This is a genomic window from Nonomuraea sp. NPDC003214 (assembly GCF_053590035.1).
In genome coordinates, this window is record NZ_JBSFSX010000031.1 from 1 (window position 1) to 18,778 (window position 18,778).

General features: G+C 70.1%; 15 protein-coding genes and 1 pseudogene. 8 read left to right on the top strand and 8 right to left on the bottom strand.

Annotation, left to right across the window (positions count from 1 at the left end; all coding sequences use genetic code 11):
- Nucleotides 1-153: 153 nt before the first annotated feature.
- The 4 genes from ACWDXC_RS44065 to ACWDXC_RS44080 form a co-directional block, all read right to left on the bottom strand.
- Nucleotides 154-1,395, bottom strand: a complete 1,242-nt coding sequence (locus ACWDXC_RS44065) for an FAD-dependent monooxygenase (protein WP_449992932.1) — start codon at nucleotides 1,393-1,395, stop codon at nucleotides 154-156.
- A 641-nt stretch (nucleotides 1,396-2,036) separates the two neighbouring features.
- Entirely contained in the window at nucleotides 2,037-3,404 is a 1,368-nt protein-coding gene (locus ACWDXC_RS44070) for a tyrosine-type recombinase/integrase (protein ID WP_449992934.1), read from the bottom strand.
- Nucleotides 3,405-3,670: 266 nt separating this feature from the next.
- Nucleotides 3,671-3,832: a hypothetical protein gene (locus ACWDXC_RS44075; RefSeq protein ID WP_449992936.1), complete on the bottom strand. Its 162-nt coding sequence runs from the start codon at nucleotides 3,830-3,832 to the stop codon at nucleotides 3,671-3,673.
- Between the two features lie 54 nt (nucleotides 3,833-3,886).
- A complete protein-coding gene (locus ACWDXC_RS44080) occupies nucleotides 3,887-4,702 on the bottom strand; it encodes an SDR family NAD(P)-dependent oxidoreductase (RefSeq protein ID WP_449992938.1) in 816 nt (271 codons plus the stop codon).
- Between the two features lie 115 nt (nucleotides 4,703-4,817).
- Between ACWDXC_RS44080 and ACWDXC_RS44085 the strand changes: the two genes are divergently transcribed.
- Nucleotides 4,818-5,432 carry a TetR/AcrR family transcriptional regulator gene (locus tag ACWDXC_RS44085; RefSeq protein WP_449992939.1) on the top strand — a complete coding sequence of 205 codons (615 nt, stop codon included), beginning with the start codon at nucleotides 4,818-4,820 and terminating at the stop codon, nucleotides 5,430-5,432.
- Nucleotides 5,433-7,165: 1,733 nt separating this feature from the next.
- Nucleotides 7,166-8,128, top strand: a complete 963-nt coding sequence (locus ACWDXC_RS44090; protein WP_449992941.1) for a DinB family protein — start codon at nucleotides 7,166-7,168, stop codon at nucleotides 8,126-8,128.
- Nucleotides 8,129-8,528: 400 nt separating this feature from the next.
- Here the strand turns inward: ACWDXC_RS44090 and ACWDXC_RS44095 are convergent, their stop codons facing one another.
- Nucleotides 8,529-8,927 carry an MmcQ/YjbR family DNA-binding protein gene (locus ACWDXC_RS44095; RefSeq protein WP_449992943.1) on the bottom strand — a complete coding sequence of 133 codons (399 nt, stop codon included), beginning with the start codon at nucleotides 8,925-8,927 and terminating at the stop codon, nucleotides 8,529-8,531.
- Nucleotides 8,928-9,053: 126 nt separating this feature from the next.
- Between ACWDXC_RS44095 and ACWDXC_RS44100 the strand changes: the two genes are divergently transcribed.
- The 4 genes from ACWDXC_RS44100 to ACWDXC_RS44115 all read left to right on the top strand — a co-directional run bounded on the left by ACWDXC_RS44100 (nucleotide 9,054) and on the right by ACWDXC_RS44115 (nucleotide 12,653).
- The gene (locus ACWDXC_RS44100; protein ID WP_449992945.1) at nucleotides 9,054-9,209 is read left to right on the top strand and encodes a hypothetical protein; all 156 of its coding nucleotides are present in this window, start codon (nucleotides 9,054-9,056) and stop codon (nucleotides 9,207-9,209) included.
- A gap of 276 nt (nucleotides 9,210-9,485) precedes the next feature.
- The gene (locus ACWDXC_RS44105; protein ID WP_449992947.1) at nucleotides 9,486-10,871 is read left to right on the top strand and encodes an alpha/beta hydrolase; all 1,386 of its coding nucleotides are present in this window, start codon (nucleotides 9,486-9,488) and stop codon (nucleotides 10,869-10,871) included.
- A gap of 10 nt (nucleotides 10,872-10,881) precedes the next feature.
- On the top strand, nucleotides 10,882-11,970 hold the full coding sequence (locus ACWDXC_RS44110; protein WP_449992949.1) for a sensor histidine kinase: 1,089 nt from the start codon (nucleotides 10,882-10,884) through the stop codon (nucleotides 11,968-11,970).
- Entirely contained in the window at nucleotides 11,967-12,653 is a 687-nt protein-coding gene (locus tag ACWDXC_RS44115) for a response regulator (protein ID WP_449992950.1), read from the top strand. The genes ACWDXC_RS44110 and ACWDXC_RS44115 overlap by 4 nt, the downstream gene beginning before the upstream one ends.
- A gap of 179 nt (nucleotides 12,654-12,832) precedes the next feature.
- Here ACWDXC_RS44115 and ACWDXC_RS44120 read toward each other — a convergent pair whose 3' ends face one another.
- Nucleotides 12,833-14,341 (bottom strand): apolipoprotein N-acyltransferase, encoded by a 1,509-nt coding sequence (locus ACWDXC_RS44120; protein WP_449992952.1) that lies wholly within the window; start codon nucleotides 14,339-14,341, stop codon nucleotides 12,833-12,835.
- Nucleotides 14,342-14,505: 164 nt separating this feature from the next.
- On the opposite strand from ACWDXC_RS44120, the gene ACWDXC_RS44125 reads away from it, so the two are divergent.
- Together ACWDXC_RS44125 and ACWDXC_RS44130 are read left to right on the top strand one after the other, a co-directional pair.
- Nucleotides 14,506-16,110: a sensor histidine kinase gene (locus ACWDXC_RS44125; RefSeq protein WP_449992954.1), complete on the top strand. Its 1,605-nt coding sequence runs from the start codon at nucleotides 14,506-14,508 to the stop codon at nucleotides 16,108-16,110.
- Nucleotides 16,101-16,745 carry a response regulator transcription factor gene (locus ACWDXC_RS44130; protein WP_449992956.1) on the top strand — a complete coding sequence of 215 codons (645 nt, stop codon included), beginning with the start codon at nucleotides 16,101-16,103 and terminating at the stop codon, nucleotides 16,743-16,745. Before ACWDXC_RS44125 ends, ACWDXC_RS44130 begins: the two co-directional genes overlap by 10 nt.
- 456 nt (nucleotides 16,746-17,201) lie before the next feature.
- Here ACWDXC_RS44130 and ACWDXC_RS44135 read toward each other — a convergent pair whose 3' ends face one another.
- Entirely contained in the window at nucleotides 17,202-17,675 is a 474-nt protein-coding gene (locus tag ACWDXC_RS44135) for a hypothetical protein (protein WP_449992958.1), read from the bottom strand.
- A 73-nt stretch (nucleotides 17,676-17,748) separates the two neighbouring features.
- Nucleotides 17,749-17,991 (bottom strand): annotated as a pseudogene (locus tag ACWDXC_RS44140) (site-specific integrase); the annotation flags it as partial.
- Nucleotides 17,992-18,778: the final 787 nt, after the last annotated feature.

The following is an 18,778-nucleotide window of genomic DNA, read 5'->3' on the forward strand; positions in this document are numbered from 1 at the left end:
TGCGCATCGGTGAGATCGAACCGCCGCGTCACCGCTAAGGTGGCCACGAGGTCTCCGGGGTATGAGGTTCTTCTTGGTCGTTGAACCCTTTACCGGAGACCTCTTCGCGTGTCCGGCTACGACACGCCGTTGATCAACACTTTGAGACAGGCCCTAGCAGCCCGTGAGGTCGCTCCGGCCTGCTGATGCGGCGAGCGACGGCGAGTAGTCGTCGAGGGTCATGGCGTTGTGCAGGCGTGCGCTCTTGCTGGCCAGGCGGAGAAGTGCGCGCCGGGGCCGGGCGGGCAGGGCGGAGATCAGGCGGGCGCCCTGGGCCAGTCCTCGTACGCCGAGGCGGGAGGCGGGGACCAGGGTTCTGGCCGCGCTGAGCGCGGCCGCGTGGCTGCCGCGCACGTGCCCGGCCATCGCGTGCTCGTAGGCGGGGAAGGCGCGCTGGTGGTCGCCGCCCGCTCGCGCCAGTTCCCCGGCCAGTACGTACGCGCCGACGACGGCCAGGCTGGTACTGCCGCCGACGGCCGGGCCGGGACAGTAGCCGGCGTCGCCGACGAGCGTCACCCGGCCGCGCGACCAGGTGTCCATGCGGACCTGGGTGATCGAGTCGAAGAAGAAGGCCGGGGTACGGTCCAGCTCGTCCAGCCAGCGGTCCACCTCGGGGTGCATGCCGTCGAACGCGCCGCGCAGCAGCTCCTTCTGCCGGGGCACGTCGTGGTGGTGGTAGTCGAGCTCGTGTTCGCTACGGAACAGGAGCAACGCCCGTGCCTCGTCGAGGTGTCGCGCGCCGTACATGCCGGCGGTGCGGCCCACGCCGACGTGCATGAGAAGCTCTCCGTCGAGGCCGAAGGCGTGAGGCAGGGTCAGCACCCCGAAGTAGGCGCCGATGAAGGCGCCGAAGCGGGACTCCTCGCCGAAGACGAGGCGGCGCACGTTGGAGTGCAGCCCGTCCGCGCCGACGACGATGTTGAAGCGTCGCGGCGTGGCGCGCTCGAACTGTACCTCGCCGTCGGGCGAGATCGCGGTGATCGAGTCGCCGAAGAGGTACTCGACGTGGTCGCGGGTGGCGTCATAGTAGATCTCGCTCAGGTCGTCGCGCATGATCTCCAGGTGCCGGTCGGAGGTGGCGTTGAAGATCTTGGACAGGTTCACCCGGACAGGGCGCCGGGCGCCCTCCTGGTGAATGGTCATCCGGTTGGTGCCGGTGGCCCGCTCCTCGACGCGCGCGATCAGACCCATCTGCTGCGAGATGTTCATCGCAGGCCGGAACAGGTCGACCGCGTGGCCGCCGGTCTTGCGCATAGCCGGCGCGCGCTCGACGACGGTGACGGAGAAGCCGTGCCTGGTCAGCCAGTACGCCAGGACCGGACCGGCGATACTGGCGCCGGAGATGAGAATCCGCATGGCATTCCTGCTTGTCATTCAGCCCACCCGTACGTCGTGGAGCGCGCGGTCGACCGGCCGTGACCGCCCGTCGGAAACATTCATGAGCCCACTGTCACCGCCGGCACGCGCCGGTGGCTTGGACAAATGTTCCCCTCTATCGCCTGGCCGGTGGGTTGAAGCACGGTCTCGAGGATCGCGGCGGACCGCCGCATACAATTCGACCTTGGACTTGGGCTGCACCAGCGCCACCTCATCCCGCGAAGCACATCAATGCTCCCATTACAAGCCCTCTGGGCGCTGTTACTTCCCAGCGACATCACCTTGCAGCGGAAACGATCGCTGTCACTCGTCATCGACAGAACCAGACGTGAAATGGACGCAGGACCACGTCCGTGGACGTGATCAGCCCATGCGGCGGGATGTTCAGCGTCGTCAGCGCTCTTCGTTGGTTGGATGATGGGCATCGTGACGGACTCGGCGAAGTGGAGGTCGCGCGCTGATCCCCTACACCAAAACTGTCGGTGCCCGTTCGTAACATCTCGGTCACCAAGACGGGCAGCGGCCGGTTTGGGGTCGAGCCGAGATAGCGGGAGTTCCGGTCTTGGCGGGGGCAGAGGGCTCGTGCCAGGAGTGTGCCGGGGTCGGCCGACACAGCCTGCTCAGCGTTTACGTCGCGTGGGGTCGCCGGTCTTGCGGCGTTTTCCTGCCAGTGGCTGTGCTCCTCGATGGCGCGGAGGTCGGGGCCGGCGAGCGCGCGCGGTGGCATCCTCCCCGTTCGTCTCGTCGACGGCCACCGTGACCTCGGTGGCCTCGCCGGGGCCGGTGGCGGGTTGTCCGGTGAGCAGGTCGGTGAGCCGGTAGGCGGCGTGGCCGTCCAGTGCGCTCTGGCCGCGGTCGTAGCGCTGGGTGGTGACCGGGGAGGCGTGCCCGAGCAGTTCCTGGATGTCTTCGACGGCGACACCCGCGGCCCGGAGCAGGGTGGCGGCGGTGGCGCGGAGCATGTGCGGGGTCAGCTTCGCGAGGTCCAGCCCTGCGGCGCGGGCGGCCCGGCGTAGTGCGGTCTGCTGCCGCCAGCGGTCGAAGCTGCGGCCGTCGGCGCGTAGCAGGAGCAGCTGGTCGGTGCGGCGGCCGTCCAGCAGCGGCCGGAGCAGTTCCATCACCTCGGCGGCCAGCGGCACGACGACCTGCCGGCCGCCTTTGAGCCGGAAGCTGATCACCCAGTGTCCCGCCGAACGCTCGATCCGCCCCGCCGTCAGCCCCTCCAGCTCGGCGGCGCGCAGCCCGAGGGTGGCCAGCAGCATCACCGCCGCGGCGTCGACCGGATGACGCCGGGCGATCTGCTGCGCACCGCGTACGAGGGCGGCGGCCTCGTCGAGGGCCAGTGCGGGGGTGGTGCCGACCTTGCCGACCTCGGGCGTCTCCACGAACGTAGCGGGGCTGTGGCTGATCACCCGGCGGCGCACCGCGTACCCGTACAGCGATTTCAGCGTGGAGATGTGCCGTTTGACGGTGGCGGCGGCCAACGGGCCACCGCCCCGGCCGAGCACCGCCGCATGGCCGCCGCCGGTGCCCAGCTGCTCGGCATAAGCGACCAGGACATCCTCGCTGACCTGCCACAGCCCGGCGCCGGGCGCGGCAGCGTCCCACCAGCGTACGAACTTGGCCAGGTCGGCCAGCCGGGCGCGGCGCGTCGCGGCGGTCCTGCCCGCGCGCAGCCACGCGGCCACGGTCGGCCAACTGGCCCGCTGCCCAGGAGCAGGCACGTCGTCAGTGCGCGGCAACGCGTCGATGAGGTCCACGTCGGCGCCGGGCACCTCGCCGCCGTCCCTCGGCCGCCGCCGCGGACGCAGCCCGGCGATGTCACCGACCGAACCCACCAGCGGCGCGGGCGGCGGCAACGGCGGCTCGGCCGCCTGACCGACCCCGCCGACCACTCCCCCGCCACCGTGACCGCCCGAGCCGGCAAGCGTCGCGCCCGACCCGGGACGCCACACCGCGGTGGGCACGAGCACGTCGTCGCGGCTCATACGACTCCTTCGGGATCGAGGCGCTCCGTGAGAGTTCTCATTCTTCCGTTCAGTAGCTGATTCTCATCAGGTTGTCAGTAAGCACAGACGGAGCTTCATGGGAGTCGATTCTGGCATCGTGGCAGAGGAACGGACGGCCAAGCACGAGGCGACCGGCCCCGGTTGCGTTGGGCATTTCCGGAGTGTGCGTGTGGCCAGCCGCCGGGCCAGGCGCGGATCGATCTCGTAGCCGATCACTTGCGCGCCCGCACCGGCCAGTGCCAGGGTCAGCGCCCCAGCACCAGCCCGGCCGGGTCTGCTGCCCTGATCACGAGATCGATGGCCTGGGGCTCGGCCAGGAAGTTCTGTGAGAGCGTGCGCCGCGCCCGGTTCGCGGTGGTGCGGACACCGCCGGCCCTGCTCGTGGCCCGGGAGGATGGCCGCGTCACCGTGCCGCCCTGCCGGGGTGTTCCGTCGGGGGCGCTCCGTTCGTCCTGCGCGGGTCATCCCGGCGCTCTGCGGCTGAGGTGCTCCCAGGTGCGGTACTCCGCCACCCGGTTCTGCAGGTCCTGCTGGACCATGTCGTAGGACGCGGCGCCGACGATGAGACGCCGCGGCGGCTCCGGCAGGTCCACCAGCTCCATGATCACCGGAGCGGCGGTCTCCGGGGCGGGACCGGCTTCATCACCCCACATCTCGATCAGCTTGTCGCGCAGCTCCTGATAGTGCGGGGCGGATGCGGTCATCGTGGTGCCCGTGGTGAACAGGCCGGTGTCGTAGCCGCCCATCTGCACGATGGTCAGCTTGATGCCGAACTGCTCGACCTCTCCCGCCACGGCCTCGGAGACCGAGTCGAGCGCCGACTTGCCGGCCGCGTACAGGCCGACCATGGGGAAGCCGCCGCCGGTGCCCATCGTGGTGACCTGCAGAATGCGGCCGGAGCCCTGGGAGCGCAGGTGCGGGAGCACGGCCTGGGTGACCCAGATCGCGCCGAACAGGTTGACGTCGAAGTGGGATCTGATCTGCTCTTCCGTCGCCTCCTCCAGCATGCCCAGGAGCATGACGCCGGCGTTGTTGACCACGATGTCGAGCTTGCCGAAGGCCGCTACCGCCCGGTCCACGCCCGCGAACACGGCCGCGCGGTCGGTGACGTCGAGCGGCAGCGGTACCAGGTCGCCGGGATGGCGCCGGGCCAGATCGGCGAGCGGCTCGATGTTGCGCGCGGCCCCGACCACCCGGTCGCCCGCTTGCAGCGCCGCCTCCGTGAACGCCCGGCCCAGTCCTCGTGACGCGCCCGTGATGAACCACACCCGGGTCATGGGCTCCACCTCCTCCTGCTCGGGTCCAGCTCTTACGAGACAAGACGGTACGTATCGCCTCGCCATAATGTCAAGACGGTACGTCTCGTATCGTAAGGGTGCTATGATCCGGCACATGGCCAAGCAGCCCAACCCCGCCCGCCGCAGCCAGCGCTCCCGGCAGGCCATCCTGACCGCCGCCCGCGAGCTGGTCTCCGAGGTGGGATACGCCAAGCTGACCATCGAGGCCATCGCGACCCGGGCCGGCGTGGGCAAGCAGACGATCTACCGCTGGTGGCCCTCCAAGGGCGCGGTGGTCCTGGACGCCTTTCTGGCGCTCAGCGAGAGCGGGCCGGACCAGGACATGGCGCTGCCCGACACCGGCGATCTGGAGGCCGACCTCAGGGTGGTCATGCGGGCGACGGTGGCCGAGTTCGCCGATCCCGCGTTCGAGGGGCCGATCCGCGCGCTCAACACCGAGATCATCAATGATCCGGCACTCGCCGCCCAATACCGCGAGAAACTGGCCGGGCCGGTCGACGAGGCCAAGAAGGCCCGGCTGCGCAGCGCCCAGCGAGCCGGCCAACTCGCCCCCGACGCCGACCTCGACCTGGCTCTGGAGCTGCTGTATGGCCCTGTCTACCAGCGCTGGCTGCTCCGCTCGGGCCCGCTCACCCCGCAGTACGCCGACGCTCTCGTCGACGCCTTCCTCAAAGCCATGCGACCGGACATCGGCGGTTCCGCCCACTGATCAGTGGAGGGCTTCGCGCTTCTGGGGGCTATATACCGCGTAAGGCAGCGCGACCACGCCGCCGAGGTGACCGGACGTTCCATGCCCATAGGTCCGCGCCGGGCCCTTCGAGACATCACAGAAGGCCAGGCTATGGATCTTCGAGACACCGAGCTCGACCGGAAAGCCTCGCCGCCGAACGCATCCCGCCGCCCGATGCGCAGCTCCGATCGAGCGCGAATCTGTGAAGCGCTCGAGACCGGGCTACCTGACGGACCGCCCACCGTTCCCGGCCCCTTTCTGTGCTACCTCACCATTGATGGCCTGGACCGCGAGCCGACCAGCGCAAGCTCATCCGGCTCCGGGGCCGGATCAGGGACGAGCCCGCTGACCAGCGCCTCAGTGCTTACTGGCAACTTCCGGCCGGATCTGACCAGGACCCGACAACACCGCCTACCGGCCGTGATGAGACGAGCGTGCACACCGCGCCCGCCACACCGGCGGCTGCGGTGATCGCCGGGAAGAAGGGGCGTGCCCGCGGCCACCAGCCCAGCGACATTGCCGCAGCCGCGAGCACCGCGGGTACGGCGACGAGCGGGCTCGGCAGCGGCCACAGGACGAATGCGAGCGAGCCAGCCACCGCCAGCCCACTTGCGAGGAATCCCATGACGGCACATTAGGGCAGCGACCCACGCTGCCGAATCGGCCGATCGGCAGATGTCTTCCTCGCCTTGGCAGCGCAGTCTGGGTCCTGGTTGCAAGCACGGATGCGAGGGCTGCGGTGATCCCGACGTGCACGGCGGGGGCGGGATGGCTGCCGGCCTATGCCTGCGCCTTCGACGGCCGACCCGGCCCGACGACCCGATGAATCAAGCTGTCCGCAACAGTCCTGAAGGTTGAACAATGACGATCAACTTGCTGCACAAGGCTCCCGCCACCAGCGACACTGAACGGCCCGTTCCACGCTGGGCCCTGCGTGCCGCCTGCGCGCTTCCGTGGCTGCTGCTGCCCTCGTGCCTGTGGAGGTTGCCGTTCGCCTTCAACTTCGAGATGGGCCAAGTCCGGCCTCGTGCGCCGGTGGGGGGGAGGTCGTTCCGGGCTGGGTCCCGTTCCTCGGGGAACGGCGCATCCCGCCGATGGTTGCGGTCATTCCCGCGGTGGTCGGGGGTGTGATCTTGTCGATGCTGCCAGTGCAGACCGTGCTCCAATGGATCGGCACCGTTGACGAGGCCGCTTACGAGAATGTCTGGTGAGAGATCCTGGCCACGGTATGCGTCAGCCCGCTGAACCTGTGGGGCCCGATCGTGCTCGCTCTGGCATGCGCCTACCATCGGCGCCGGCGCCCTGCCTCGCCGGCCCGTGCTCAGTCAGCGGGAAAGCAGCCGCATGTCGGACTCCCGCGTCGGTCCGGGCAGTGAGCCCGGCTGCCGGGTGCTGTCCGGCAGATGCTCTGGGCATGCAGCCCAGTGGCGCCAAGCGTGGAGATCGCGGCGTCATGGTCGTCCAGCGGTTCTGGTACGCCGGCCTGCCCGACCAAGCCCGTGGCGGCTACGGCCCAGTGGACGCGCCAGCTCGCAACAAGATCAACCTTAAGAGGATCATCACTTGGTGGCCGGACATGCTGCGCGTGGCCGGGTCGCTGATCGCTACGAGACCCCTCCCAGCACGAAGAAGACGAGGGCTGATTGCAGGCCTTAACCCGCCCATGAGAGGTCGAAGTAAGAGGCATGCGCCCAGCTGCCAAATTCATGATCATGGCGACCCCGTCCGACCTTGTCCAGGATCGGGATTTCGTTCCAAATCACTCCGGCCCCCTCAACCGTGCGGGCAAGATCGATCGTCGAGCGCTCGCCAAGATGCTCGATCCCGCACTCCCCCACCCGGACGAACACGCAACCCTCACGTTGTGCCATTCACTGGCAAGGGCGGGACGGATACGGGAAACTGTCCCAATGCCTGCCGAGTACACCCAAAGTGACCAGTTCCGTGGTGCCCGCATCCACCTGAGCGACCTCTCCGGCCTTGAGATTCGCGATTGCGACGTCACCGGCCTGAAGATCGTGGACTGCTATGGGGGCAACATCTCCCTCGGTGGCGGCTTCGAGCGTGTCGTTGTCAACGACGTCGACGTGACCGCATACGTCGAGGCCGAGCTCGACCGGCTGCATCCCAACCGGGTGCTGGCCCGTGAGGCCACGTCCGCCGCCGAATACCGGGCCGCTTGGCATGCCATCGAGAAGCAATGGGAGGAGACGCTCGACCGCGCCAGGCGCCTACCCGAGGCGAAGCTGCACGAGCAGGTCGACGGCGAGTGGTCGTTCGTCGAGACGCAGCGGCATCTGCTGATGGCCGGCGATGCCTGGATCGGCAACGCCGTGCTCGAGGAGGACGCGCCGTACCACCCGTTGGGCCTTCCTAGCGGCTGGATGCCGGCCGAAGCATCGGCGAGGCTCGGGCTCACCCTCGATGCCACCCCGACGCTCGACGAGGTACTCGCGCCGCGGCTCGCCCGCATGACCACGATGCGCCGGGTCGTCGACGAGCTCACCGAGGCCGAGCTCGATCGGGTGTGTGGTCGCAAGCCGGCGGACCCATATCCGGACCGGGAGTACGTCGTGCGCCGCTGCCTCACAGTGGTGTGCAAGGAAGAGGCCGAGCATCACCGGTATGCGGTCCGCGACCTCACCGTGCTCGAGGCCGGTGCCCGAACCGAGTGAAGGCGCGTCCCGGCAACGGACGGCGATCTCGCGATCCTGCGCTTGACCAGCCCATCTTGCTGTCGGAGCCCCTCATCGCACCCGCGCTGCCCAGCCAGGGCGCGGTGCCGACCGGCGAGGTAGCCACGACCGGCTAATGCGGGCTTCCCCAACGAACGACGCGAGGTCTTCCTCGATGTCACGCCGCGGTGGACCTGCGAAGGCGATCACGCCCAGAATGAACTGCATCCGCAAATTCGGCCAGACGGTCCGAGCATGCGGCACTGGGTGATGTCGTCATCGGAATCGACTCCTGAAATACCTCTGGCCAGTGCGGCAACCCGACCTATCCCACCCGTGAATAGGAATGTTCTCAGCACCGAACCTGGACAAGCGGCAACGTGGGGAGGTAGCCGGCGGTTCATCCCCCTGCCTTCAACCGGAACGCGAGGCGGCGGGGCGCCTGCACGCGATAGCTGTCCGTCACCAGCTCGGCAACCTCGACCCAGTCCGTCTCGTCGTCCAGCACCATTCCCACGACATTCACACCCCAGTCGGCCCGGAAGAACGGAGGGCCGGCATGCGCCAGCGCGGACAACTCCCCGGGCGGCGCCCGGAAGGTCATCAGGATGGCCGGATCGTCCAGATCGATGTACGCCGACCCCCTCACGTCAGTGGTGTAGACGTGCAGGAACGTCCGCCGGCGAATCCGCCACCGCAAGCCGATCCACGCCGGCTCCTCGTACGCCTCGGGCAGCTCCCCGCAGATCACCCGGAGCCGACCCACAACGGCGGGTGGAACGTCCGCGATGTCGCTCATCTATACCTCCCGCGCCCATCCTGCCCGCCGGGTAGGACATCAGCACATCAGAGTCTCCGGGGCTGGCGGGGCCGCGCCGACGTCATTGGACTATCGGGCCCTGGACGCGCGTTCACGTGGCCGTTCTTGACGCAGGCCGAGGTCGACGCCGGCCATCGCGACGGGTTGACCAGCAGTGAGCGGGAGGAGCTGGCGGCGCTGCGGCGGGAGAACCGGCGGCCGCGCGAGGACGTCGACGTCCTGAAGCGGGCAACAGCTTTCTGCGTGAGGGAGACCCAGTGAGCGTGCACCCGTTCATCAAGGCGGAGAAGCAGGGCGGCCACAGCGTCAAGCGCGCGTGAGCTGCTGGGAGTCTCCCGTGCCGCCTTCTACGCACGCCGCAGCGCGGTGTCGGTCCGCGCGCGGTGCGCGATGCCGAGCTGAGCGAGCAGAGCGCGTGTGGGGCCCTTGGTACACGCGCATCAGCGATCCCCACCGACCTTCCGGCGATCGCCGGGTCCGCGAAGATATGCAGAAAGGGGGACGCGCGGGCGGGGCGGCCGCGGCGATCCTTCCGCCATGAACATCGTTGTCTCACTCGTCATCGCCGCGGCCACCGCCGCTGCCCCGGCCCCGGCCGCGCCGCTGTCGTGGCAGGACTGCGGAGACGGTCTGCGGTGCGCGCAGATCCAGGTGCCGGCGGACTGGGCGCGCCGGTCGGGGCAGAAGGTGACGATCGGTCTCGCCAAGCTGCCCGCCCAGGACCAGGCCGGCAAGAAGGGCGTGCTGCTGGTCAACACCGGCGGCCCCGGCGAGCAGATCGCCATTCTCCGTCAGGCGAAACAGTCCTTCGCAGATCTCACCAAATGGTTCGATGTGGTGATCTTCGACCCGAGGGGCTTCGGTAAGTCCAGCGTGATCAACTGCCCGATCCCCGCCCCTTTCGCCACCGAGTGGGTGTTCCCCGACAAGGCCGCGTACAACGCGTATGCCGCGAAGAACCGCGCTTTCAGGCGGGCATGCGCCGAACAGGCCGGGCCGCTGTGGGGAAACCTCAACTCCTGGCAGATCGCGCACGACATGGAGGCGATCAGAAGCGCCCTGGGCCAGGCGAAGCTCACCTACCTGGGCAACTCCCACGGCACCGTGCTCGGGCAGGCCTACGCCGAGTTGTTCCCGCGCAAGGTCGGCCGGATGTTCCTCGACAGCGTCTTCGACCACACCACCCCCGACCTGCGCACCTGGCTCCAGCCCCGAGCCGAGGCCCTGGAGGCCAACTTCAAGCGCTTCGCCGCCTGGTGCCGGAGCACCGCCACCTGTGCACTGCACGACAAGGATCCGGTGGCCGTCTGGGACGAGGTGATGGCCAAGGCCCGCCGAGAGCCCATCCCCGCCCGCGAAGCCGGTCCCGGCGTGCGCGTCAGCGACACCCAGATCGCCTCCCGCGCCGGCTTCACCTTCGAGGCGACCTGGGAGCGACTGGCCGCCGGGCTCGCACGGGCGCACGCCGGCGACGCCTCGTTCTTCGCCGAGGTGCACGGTGCTCCGGATCCCGCCCTGTCACGCGTCATCCTCTGCGCGGACCTGCCCTACCCCGGCTACACGAAGGTCAAGAAGCTGGAGAGCTTCCTGCGCCGCGACACGCCCCACATCGGCTGGCGGGCCGTATGGCCGATGGCCAACCACTGCGCCGGCCTCCCTCCGGCCAGGACGTACGCGCCTCACCCCATCGAGGCGCCCGGCCTGCCGCCGGTGCTCGTCGCGGGCGGCGAGCACGACGACAACACCCCGGCCGCGGACGGCCGCCGGCTGGCCGCCCAGCTTTCCGGGGCCCGCTTCCTGCCGGCCGTCGGCGGACACGCGCTCTACCTCTCCGGCCACCCGTGCGTACGCGAGCACGTGCACCGCTACCTGACCACGGGCCGGATGCCGCCGCGCGGCGCCTCCTGCGGTCCGGCGACGTAGCGTTGCCGCTGTGTACGCCAGACAGGGACTCCTCGTGCTCGCGGCCGCGGCCGCGCTCACCGCGTTCGCCGTGATCGACGGTCCGCCGTCGCCGTGGCCTGGGCTGCCCCTTCTGGCGGGTGCCGGCCTTGCCGCAGCTCTGCCCCTGACGCTCAGTACCCGTTTCCCGCTGACAGGAGCGCTGCTGTCAGCGGCGATCACTGTGCTCGGGTTGGCGATCCCGGGCTGGCAAGGCCGGCTGGTGACCATGGTCATGTTCGGCGCTGCGGCCTTCCGCCTGCCGGGCCGTGCCTGGCTGGCGCTGAGCCTGTCCATCGCCTGGAGCACCGGTTACGGCCTGCTCATCCCGCGCGCCCAGGCCGGGCTGTCCGTGATCACCGACCTGGTGATCATGGGCGTGGCTCCGGTCGCGATCGGCCTGGCCCTGCGCCTGTCCGGTGACCGGGCCGCGCAGGCGGCACGGCTCGACCACGCCGAGGCCCAGCGCGACATGGCGGAGGAACGCGCTGAGCTCGCTCGCGAGGTCCACGACAGCGTGGGTCACCACCTCACCGCCATCCGCATGCAGGCCACCGCCACCCGCCGAGCGCTGCGCGGTCGGGAGGAGACCGCCGACAAGGCGCTCGGCACCATCGCCGAGCTCTCCGCGACCGCGTTGAACGAGGTGCGCGCCCTTCTCGACTCGCTACGTGAGGCACCCATCGGTCCGGACATGGAGGAGATCGAGGACCTCGCCGAGCGGTTGTCCACCACTTGGATGCCGATCTCGGTCCACCGCACCGGCCCCGGCGCCACGCTGCCGCCGGCTGTCGGCCGTACGGTCTACCGCATCGTGCAGGAAGCGCTTACCAACGCCGCTCGCCATTCCGGAGCCGGCCATGTGGACGTGCGCGTGCGCTGCGACCCGGCCGCTGTGACAGTCTCGATCACCGACGACGGCCACGGCCGTGCCGGAGCCGAGGGGCGAGGTATCAGGGGCATGCGCGAACGCGTGGACCAGCAGGGCGGCACGTTCAGGGCGGGCCCGTGGCAGGATCGCGGCTGGCGGGTGGAGGCCGTCGTCCCGATCAGGCGCGCCGGTGCGATGGAGGCGGTGTGACGATTCGAGTGGTCATCGCCGATGACCAGCCGGCCGTGCGCGACGCATTGCGCATGACACTGGACGGCGAACCCGACATCAAGGTGGTCGGTGAGGCGGCCGACGGAGCCGAGGCCGTCCACCAGACGCTATGGCGGCGCCCCGACGTGGTGGTCCTGGACCTGCGCATGCCGTACGTCGACGGGATCGCCGCGATCCGGCAACTGGCCGGAGTGGAAGCTCCGCCGCGGATGCTCGCGCTGACGACGTTCGACACCGATGAGTACCTGTTCGGGGCGCTCCAGTCGGGGGCCTCGGGATTCCTGCTCAAGGACAGCGACCCTGAACTGCTCCTGGAGGCGGTGCGGGCGCTGCACCGCGGGCACGGGCTGGTGGACCCTCAGGTCACCACCCGGCTGATCCACCGCTTCGCAAGCCTGTCGCCCGCGTCCCCCGCCGACGCGCTGCAGCGGCTCACCGCCCGCGAGCTCGAAGTGCTCCGGCACCTGGCCCACGGGCTGAGCAATGCTCAGATAGCCCGCGCCCTGACCATCGAGGAAGGCACGGTCAAGAACCACGTCGCCAGTCTCTTGCGCAAGCTCGGACTGCCCACGCGGGTGCGCGCCGTCATCTACGCCTACGAGCACGGCCTGGCCCCAAACCACTCAGACACCCGACCGCCAAGGAGGTTCACAGCCCCTTGATCCCTCAGAGGGCAAGCCGCCCACCGGAGAGGCCGGTGGGTCGATGCGGTGAGCCAGTCGATCAGCGCGAGCGCGGCCCGGGTCTCACGGGGCGCGGCGGCGTACCGAGCGTGCAGCAGGTGCCGCTGGTCAGGGCCGTCGCGGACGAGCTGGGTGGCGAAAGCATGGCGCAGGAGTGGTCACGGGCGCGGCCGTCTGACGCCGGAGACGGTCAGCATGACCACGCCGGCCAGGCACGACCAGGCGAACAGGTCTCCCACCACGCCGTAAACCGTCCGCACCGCCAGGACGGGGAGGTAGGCGACCATGGACACCTGGCCGACGGCGAAGTGGTCGGCTGTGGCGAGGACGCGCCCATGCGGGTCGACAGCGCTGGACAGCCCCTGATCGGCCGGGCGGAGCAGGGCGTATCCGTTCTCCACGGCGCGGAAGACCGCTCGCTGCGCGTGGGCGGCGGCCATGCCCTGCCAGTCCCGGGACGGCACGACCATCAGACCTGCCCGTCCGGCGGCCTGGCTCATCAGCCCGGGGAAGTCGGCGTCATAGCAGATGACCCCGGCCAGCCCCCCGTAGGGCGTGTCGAGGACGGGGACGCGGCCGGCGCCGGGAAGCAGCCCTTCCATCGGTGTGGGATGGGACTTGTCGTAGTCCCAGCCGACCCGGCCGTCGGGGGTGACCATGATGGTCTTGTTGCGCAGGTACGGGGCCTGGTCGGCGTACACGGACAGGCCCGCCACGAGGTGGACGTGATGCCGTGCGGTCAATGTCCGGATCCGGGAGAGCAGTGCGTCCACGTCCCGCTGCATGATCCAGGCGGCCGTTTCCGACCACGCGATGATCTTGGCGCCGGCGGCCGCCTCCTGCTCGCTGCGGGCCAGCAGTTCGTCCGTCGCGCCGGCGATCGCCTGCCGCTGGGCCTGCGGCGCGCGGGCCAGGACCTGTTCGAACGATCCGTACTGCGCGCGCAGCCGGGCGGTGGCGGCCGCTCTGGCCTCGGTGGCGGCCGTGGACGGGCTGATGGCGGCGACGCGTACCGCCGCCGCGGACGGCGGGAAGAACGCCAGGCGGGCGCCGCCCCCGGCCACCACCGCGAGAAGGACCGCCGCGTAGATGAGAAGGGGCAGGGGCCGGCTGAGGCCCCGCTGCCAGAGCTGGTTGACGACCGGGGCACACCAGGTCACCAGGAAGCTCACACCGTACGCGCCGGTCACGGATGCGATCTGGATCAACGGCAGGTCGTCGTGCTGGGTGGTGCCGAGAACGACGAAGGCCCCGAACGGGGTGATCTGCGCGAGCAGGAATTCCGCCGTCACCCAGGCGAGCGGGAACGCCAGGCTGCCCGCGATCTGCCCCATGCGGGGCGCGAGGAGGCGATCGAACAGGAACGGCAGGGCCAGCAGGGCTGCCACGGCCGTGACCACGAGCACCGAGACCGCTACGGGCAGCCTGACGAGCAGGCCGGTCTGATACAGCCACGCCAGCCCCCCGATCGCCTGGACCAGCCACAGGGCGGCGAAGCCGGGCAGGACCCGGCTGCGGCGGGCGAACCGCATCAAGAGGACGGGGAACAACCAGGCAGCGACGGCCACATGCCAGGGACCGTGCCAGGCCAGGATGGACAGACCTCCGCCCGCGCCCAGCCAGAGATAGCGGGGAAGAGCCTCTTCCCTCCGCGACGTGTCGATCATCCCGGCAGTCTGGCGAGCACGTCCGGCCAGGTGAAGCGTGCTGCCACCACCGAGCACTGGGTGCTGGCACGTACGGCCGCGAAGGGCCGGCGAGGCCGTTGAATGGTGAGATGTTTCCGATGTGGCGGGTGATTCCCGCTGTGCTCGCTGTCCTCGGCGTGATCATGACTGTGGTCGTCCTGGGCTCCACAGGCGGACTGACCGTCGTGTTCGTGCTGCTCACGCCGCTGGTGGGCTGGTCGTTCACGATCGCGGGCATGGTGGCCCGGGCACGCCGCCCGCACCTGCGCACCGGAACGCTGATGACCGCCGTCGGCTTCGCCTGGTTCGCACATTTGCTGACCTGGACGCACACCGTCCCCTGGGTAGTGATCGGTCACACCCTGAACAACCTTTACGTGGCGCTGGTCGGGCATCTCCTGCTCGCCTTCCCCACGGGCAGGCTGCGCACCCGGCCGCTGCGCGTCCTCGTGGCGCTGGGCTATGCCGATGTGCTGGGAGTGCACGCGGCCGCCACTCTGCTACCGGCGGGCCCGGTGGCGGCGGCACTGGCCGACGTCGAGTACGCCGCCGGGATCATGTTGCTGATCGCGGCGGTCACGGTGCTGGCCGTGCGGTGGTGGCGGGCCGGGCCCGTCGAGCGACACGAGATGAGGTCCCACCTGTGGGCCGGGGCGCTGGCCGGTGTGGCCCTGGCCGCCAACGTGCTCAGCGTATGGCTCGCGCCCGGCTGGCAGTGGCCGCTGTTCGCGCTGTTCACGGCGGCGCTGGCGGCTGTCCCGATCGCGTTTCTGGCCGGACTGCTCGACCTGCGGCTGCGCAGGGCCGAGGTGGCCGACCTCCTCACCGGGAACGGCCGGTACGAGCACCTCGACGCGGGGCTGGCCCGAGCACTGCGTGACCCGTCGCTCCAGATCGCCTATCGGGCGCCCGGCCAGGATCGTTTCGTCGACGTCCACGGCCGGCCGGTGTCCATGCCCACCGAGGGAGGTCGCCAGGCGGCCTCCCTGGTAAGGCGCGACGGCGACACCATCGGAGTCATCATCCACGACCGGGCACTGCTGGCCGAGCCCGAACTCCTCGACGCGGTGGCCGCTGCCGCCGGGCTGACCCTGCAGAACCGCCATCTGCACGCCGAACTGCGCGCCAAGCTGGCCGAGTTGCAGGCGTCCCGGGGCCGGCTGGTCGAGGCCGCGGCGGCCGAGCGGCGCCGGATCGAACGCAACCTGCACGACGGCGCCCAGCAGCAGCTCATCTCGGTCGCGATGGGCCTGGCCCTGCTGGATTCCCGGCTGGACCACCAGGACAGCGCCCGTACGGTCCTGGCGGAGGCCCGCGCCGGCCTGGCCACCGCTCTGGACGATCTGCGCAGGCTGAGCCAGGGCATCCATCCGGCGATTCTGTCGGAACGCGGCCTGCGTGCCGCCGTCTCCGAATTGACCTGGTCCTTCCCCGTGCCGGTTGACCTCCGATGGCACTTACCCGACCGGCTTCCCGATCCCGTGGAGGCGACGGCCTACTACGTGATCTCCGAAGCGCTGGCGAATACCGCCAAACACGCCCGTGCCACTGTCGTCTCCGTCCAGGTCACGGCGGATGCCGGAGAGGTCGCCATCGCCGTCCGCGACGACGGCGTCGGCGGCGCGAACCCGCACGGCGGCGGGCTCAGGGGCCTCAGCGACAGAGTGGAGGCGCTCGGCGGCACCATGACGATCACCAGCAGGTCGGGTACGGGCACGACCGTGGACGCGGTGCTGCCATGCGCGTGATCGTCGCCGACGACGCGGTGCTCCTGCGGGAAGGACTGAGCCGGTTGCTGGCCGAGGCAGGCTTCGAGATCGCCGGCACCGCGGCTGACCACGACGGGCTGCTCGCGCTGGTCGAGGCGGAGCGGCCGAACGTCGCGGTCGTGGACATCCGGATGCCGCCCACGTTCACCGACGAGGGACTGCGCGCCGCCCGGGAGATCCGTGCCCGTCACCCGGAGACCGGCGTGCTTGTCCTGTCGCAGCACGTACGCGTGACGTACGCGCTCGAACTGTTCGGCCACGACCCTCACGGCCTCGGCTACCTCCTCAAGGACCGGGTCGCCGACCTGGAGGAACTCGCCGCGGCCGTACGGCGGGTGGCGCGCGGTGGCTCGGCCCTGGACCCCGAGGTGGTCGCTCTGCTCCTGGGACGCCGCCAGCCCGCCGACGGCCCGGCCACGATGACCGGCCGCGAACGCGAAGTCCTCGCACTCATGGCCGAAGGCCGCTCCAACCGCGCCATCGCCCGGCGGCTCGGCATCGCCGAGCGCACGGTGGAGAAGCACATCGCCGCCGTCTTCGGCAAGCTCCAGATCCCCGCCGACGCCGACGACCACCGTCGTGTCCTGGCCGTCCTCGCCTATCTCCGCCGATGACCAGCAGGAGCGCCAGGGCCGGACCCGTTTGCAGCCGGGCACGTGCGAGGGTGAGGAACCGGTGAACAGTGGAGCGAAAGGCATCGTCGACGGTCCAGTCGACCCATTGCCGCTGTGACCAGCCGGGAAATCCGGGCCGGTCGGCGAAAGACCGCTGGAGCGCTCCTGCAAGCGCCGAGCAGCGGCCTCGGACCCGCAGCGTCGACCTGGATCACCTCCTCGGCCGAGCCGTCGCGCCCGTAAATCGAGCTCCACGGCAGGAAATGGCTGACCGCGATCAGGAGCGAGGAGACCAGCGCGGAACCGGCAAGCACCCGGCTGACCGGCGGCCGGGACAGGGGCGAGAGGTGACCCGGACGATCTCGGACCGGGTGCGCGGGCGGCTCGCGCTTTACGGTGCAGGTCGCCAAGAACGTCAAGGAACCGGCGCATCCGCCGTGCGGCATGGATGCAAGGCTACGACGTCTTCGACAAGTCGGAAGCCCTCCGGCCGCGCCCGGCGACGGGATGCGCGCGGGCGGCGATGCGGCCGTGCCGGTCGATCGGGCGGAACAGCGGCCCGGTCGCCACGCTGGCGTCCGCCAGGTGGGCGAGCCATACGCGGGTCACCCGGACGGGGCAGGTCTGCGGGTGCTGGCCGTAGGGGATGGCGACGATCTCGCCTTGAGCGTCCTGGTCAGTCTTGCTGAACGGGACGTACAGCTCCAGGCCGTCGGCGGTGAAGGTGAGGTCGGCGATGTCGATGTCGCTGATCTCCGAGCGGCGGCCCATCAGGGCGGAGCCGAGCACCAGGACGGCACGGTCGCGGCGGGCTACAGGGGCGCGGTCCGGCAGGGCGTCGACCATCGCGCGCAGCCGGTCGACGGTGATCGGCGGAGATTTGCGAGGGCGGTGGCCCTGCTGGGCGCGTTCGCGGCGGTAGGCGCGCAAGGCCAGCCGGGCCGCGGTGGTGGCGGGTTTGGCGAGCTGCGCGTGGTTCGTGGGCGGCCAGCACGCAGGCCAGCGCGCGGTCGATGGTGGACGGGGCGCACTGCTGGGCGGCCAGGTGGGCGACGTAGTTGGCCAGGGTCGCCGGGGTGGCGGGCAGCATGGTGCGGTCGGTGGACTGGCACCAGGTGGCGTAGGCGCCGAAGTCGCGGGTGTAGGCGAGGCGGGTGTTGACGGCCAGACCCTCTTCGACCAGCCGGGTTGTGCGGTCCTCCAGGAGGTGCTCATCCGGGGCGGGCGGCGCGGGGACGCGCTCCAGGAGCCGTTCGGGAGCGCGGCGGCATCGACTGCGGAATCACGCCACTGACAGCACGTGAGTAAACCGCATGAGAGTTCTCATTCTTCTGTCAGTGGCTGATTCTCATCAGGTTGTCAGTAGGCGACGAACGGATCCGGCACATTTCGATCCGGATCCTAGGTAGCGGGCGCCTGCGCTGCTGACCGATCAGCGAACGAAACAGGTGGGATCCGTCGGCGGCGGCGTCATTTCACGCTGTGGCTGCGCCGGCTTAGCCGTGCCGGCCAGGGTTGGGATTCCCGCGCTGCCTGTTTTGGTGGACATCGGCACCGACAGCCGACCCGTCCGTCGGCTTCTTGATTTCTCTCACGGCCTGCCCAGGCGGCTCTTTCGCCTGGCCGGGAGGCGTCTTCGCGGAGGGTCCTCGGGACTGGCCAGGGGGTGTGTGCTTGGCGTGAGGCTTCAGGGACTTACGGGCACTTGCGGTAGGTGAGGGACGGTGAGTACGTGACGACTCATTGAGCGGCCCAGCCGCTTGCCGATGACTGGCCTTCGTCGGATGAGTTCGCGTAGGGGGCGGGGTGTATGTGGGTGGTGGGGTGTGCGTGCGTCGCTGCGTCTTGACCGGAGCCGGTTCAATGGTCTGCTCGGCGACCGGGTCGATGGTCGGTCGTGAGCTCGGGGAGGGCGCGAGTGCGATGTGGGCCGCCCGGGTGGTCGGCGTTGCCAGGGTGCGGTTGCGTGCCAGGGCGGTGTGGGCCGGGGTGGTGGCGTTGTCGCCGGGGAGGTTGAGCGGGTCCAGGGTGGT

Bases quoted from the DNA above. Each gene is read 5' to 3' on its own strand.
- ACWDXC_RS44105 (WP_449992947.1), top strand. From the start codon at position 9,486: ATGAACATCGTTGTCTCACTCGTCATCGCCGCGGCCACCGCCGCTGCC.
- ACWDXC_RS44125 (WP_449992954.1), top strand. From the start codon at position 14,506: ATGACTGTGGTCGTCCTGGGCTCCACAGGCGGACTGACCGTCGTGTTC.
- ACWDXC_RS44130 (WP_449992956.1), top strand. From the start codon at position 16,101: ATGCGCGTGATCGTCGCCGACGACGCGGTGCTCCTGCGGGAAGGACTG.
- ACWDXC_RS44090 (WP_449992941.1), top strand. From the start codon at position 7,166: ATGGCGACCCCGTCCGACCTTGTCCAGGATCGGGATTTCGTTCCAAAT.
- ACWDXC_RS44095 (WP_449992943.1), bottom strand. From the start codon at position 8,927: ATGAGCGACATCGCGGACGTTCCACCCGCCGTTGTGGGTCGGCTCCGG.
- ACWDXC_RS44120 (WP_449992952.1), bottom strand. From the start codon at position 14,341: ATGATCGACACGTCGCGGAGGGAAGAGGCTCTTCCCCGCTATCTCTGG.
- ACWDXC_RS44065 (WP_449992932.1), bottom strand. From the start codon at position 1,395: ATGCGGATTCTCATCTCCGGCGCCAGTATCGCCGGTCCGGTCCTGGCG.
- ACWDXC_RS44070 (WP_449992934.1), bottom strand. From the start codon at position 3,404: ATGAGCCGCGACGACGTGCTCGTGCCCACCGCGGTGTGGCGTCCCGGG.
- ACWDXC_RS44080 (WP_449992938.1), bottom strand. From the start codon at position 4,702: ATGACCCGGGTGTGGTTCATCACGGGCGCGTCACGAGGACTGGGCCGG.
- ACWDXC_RS44085 (WP_449992939.1), top strand. From the start codon at position 4,818: ATGGCCAAGCAGCCCAACCCCGCCCGCCGCAGCCAGCGCTCCCGGCAG.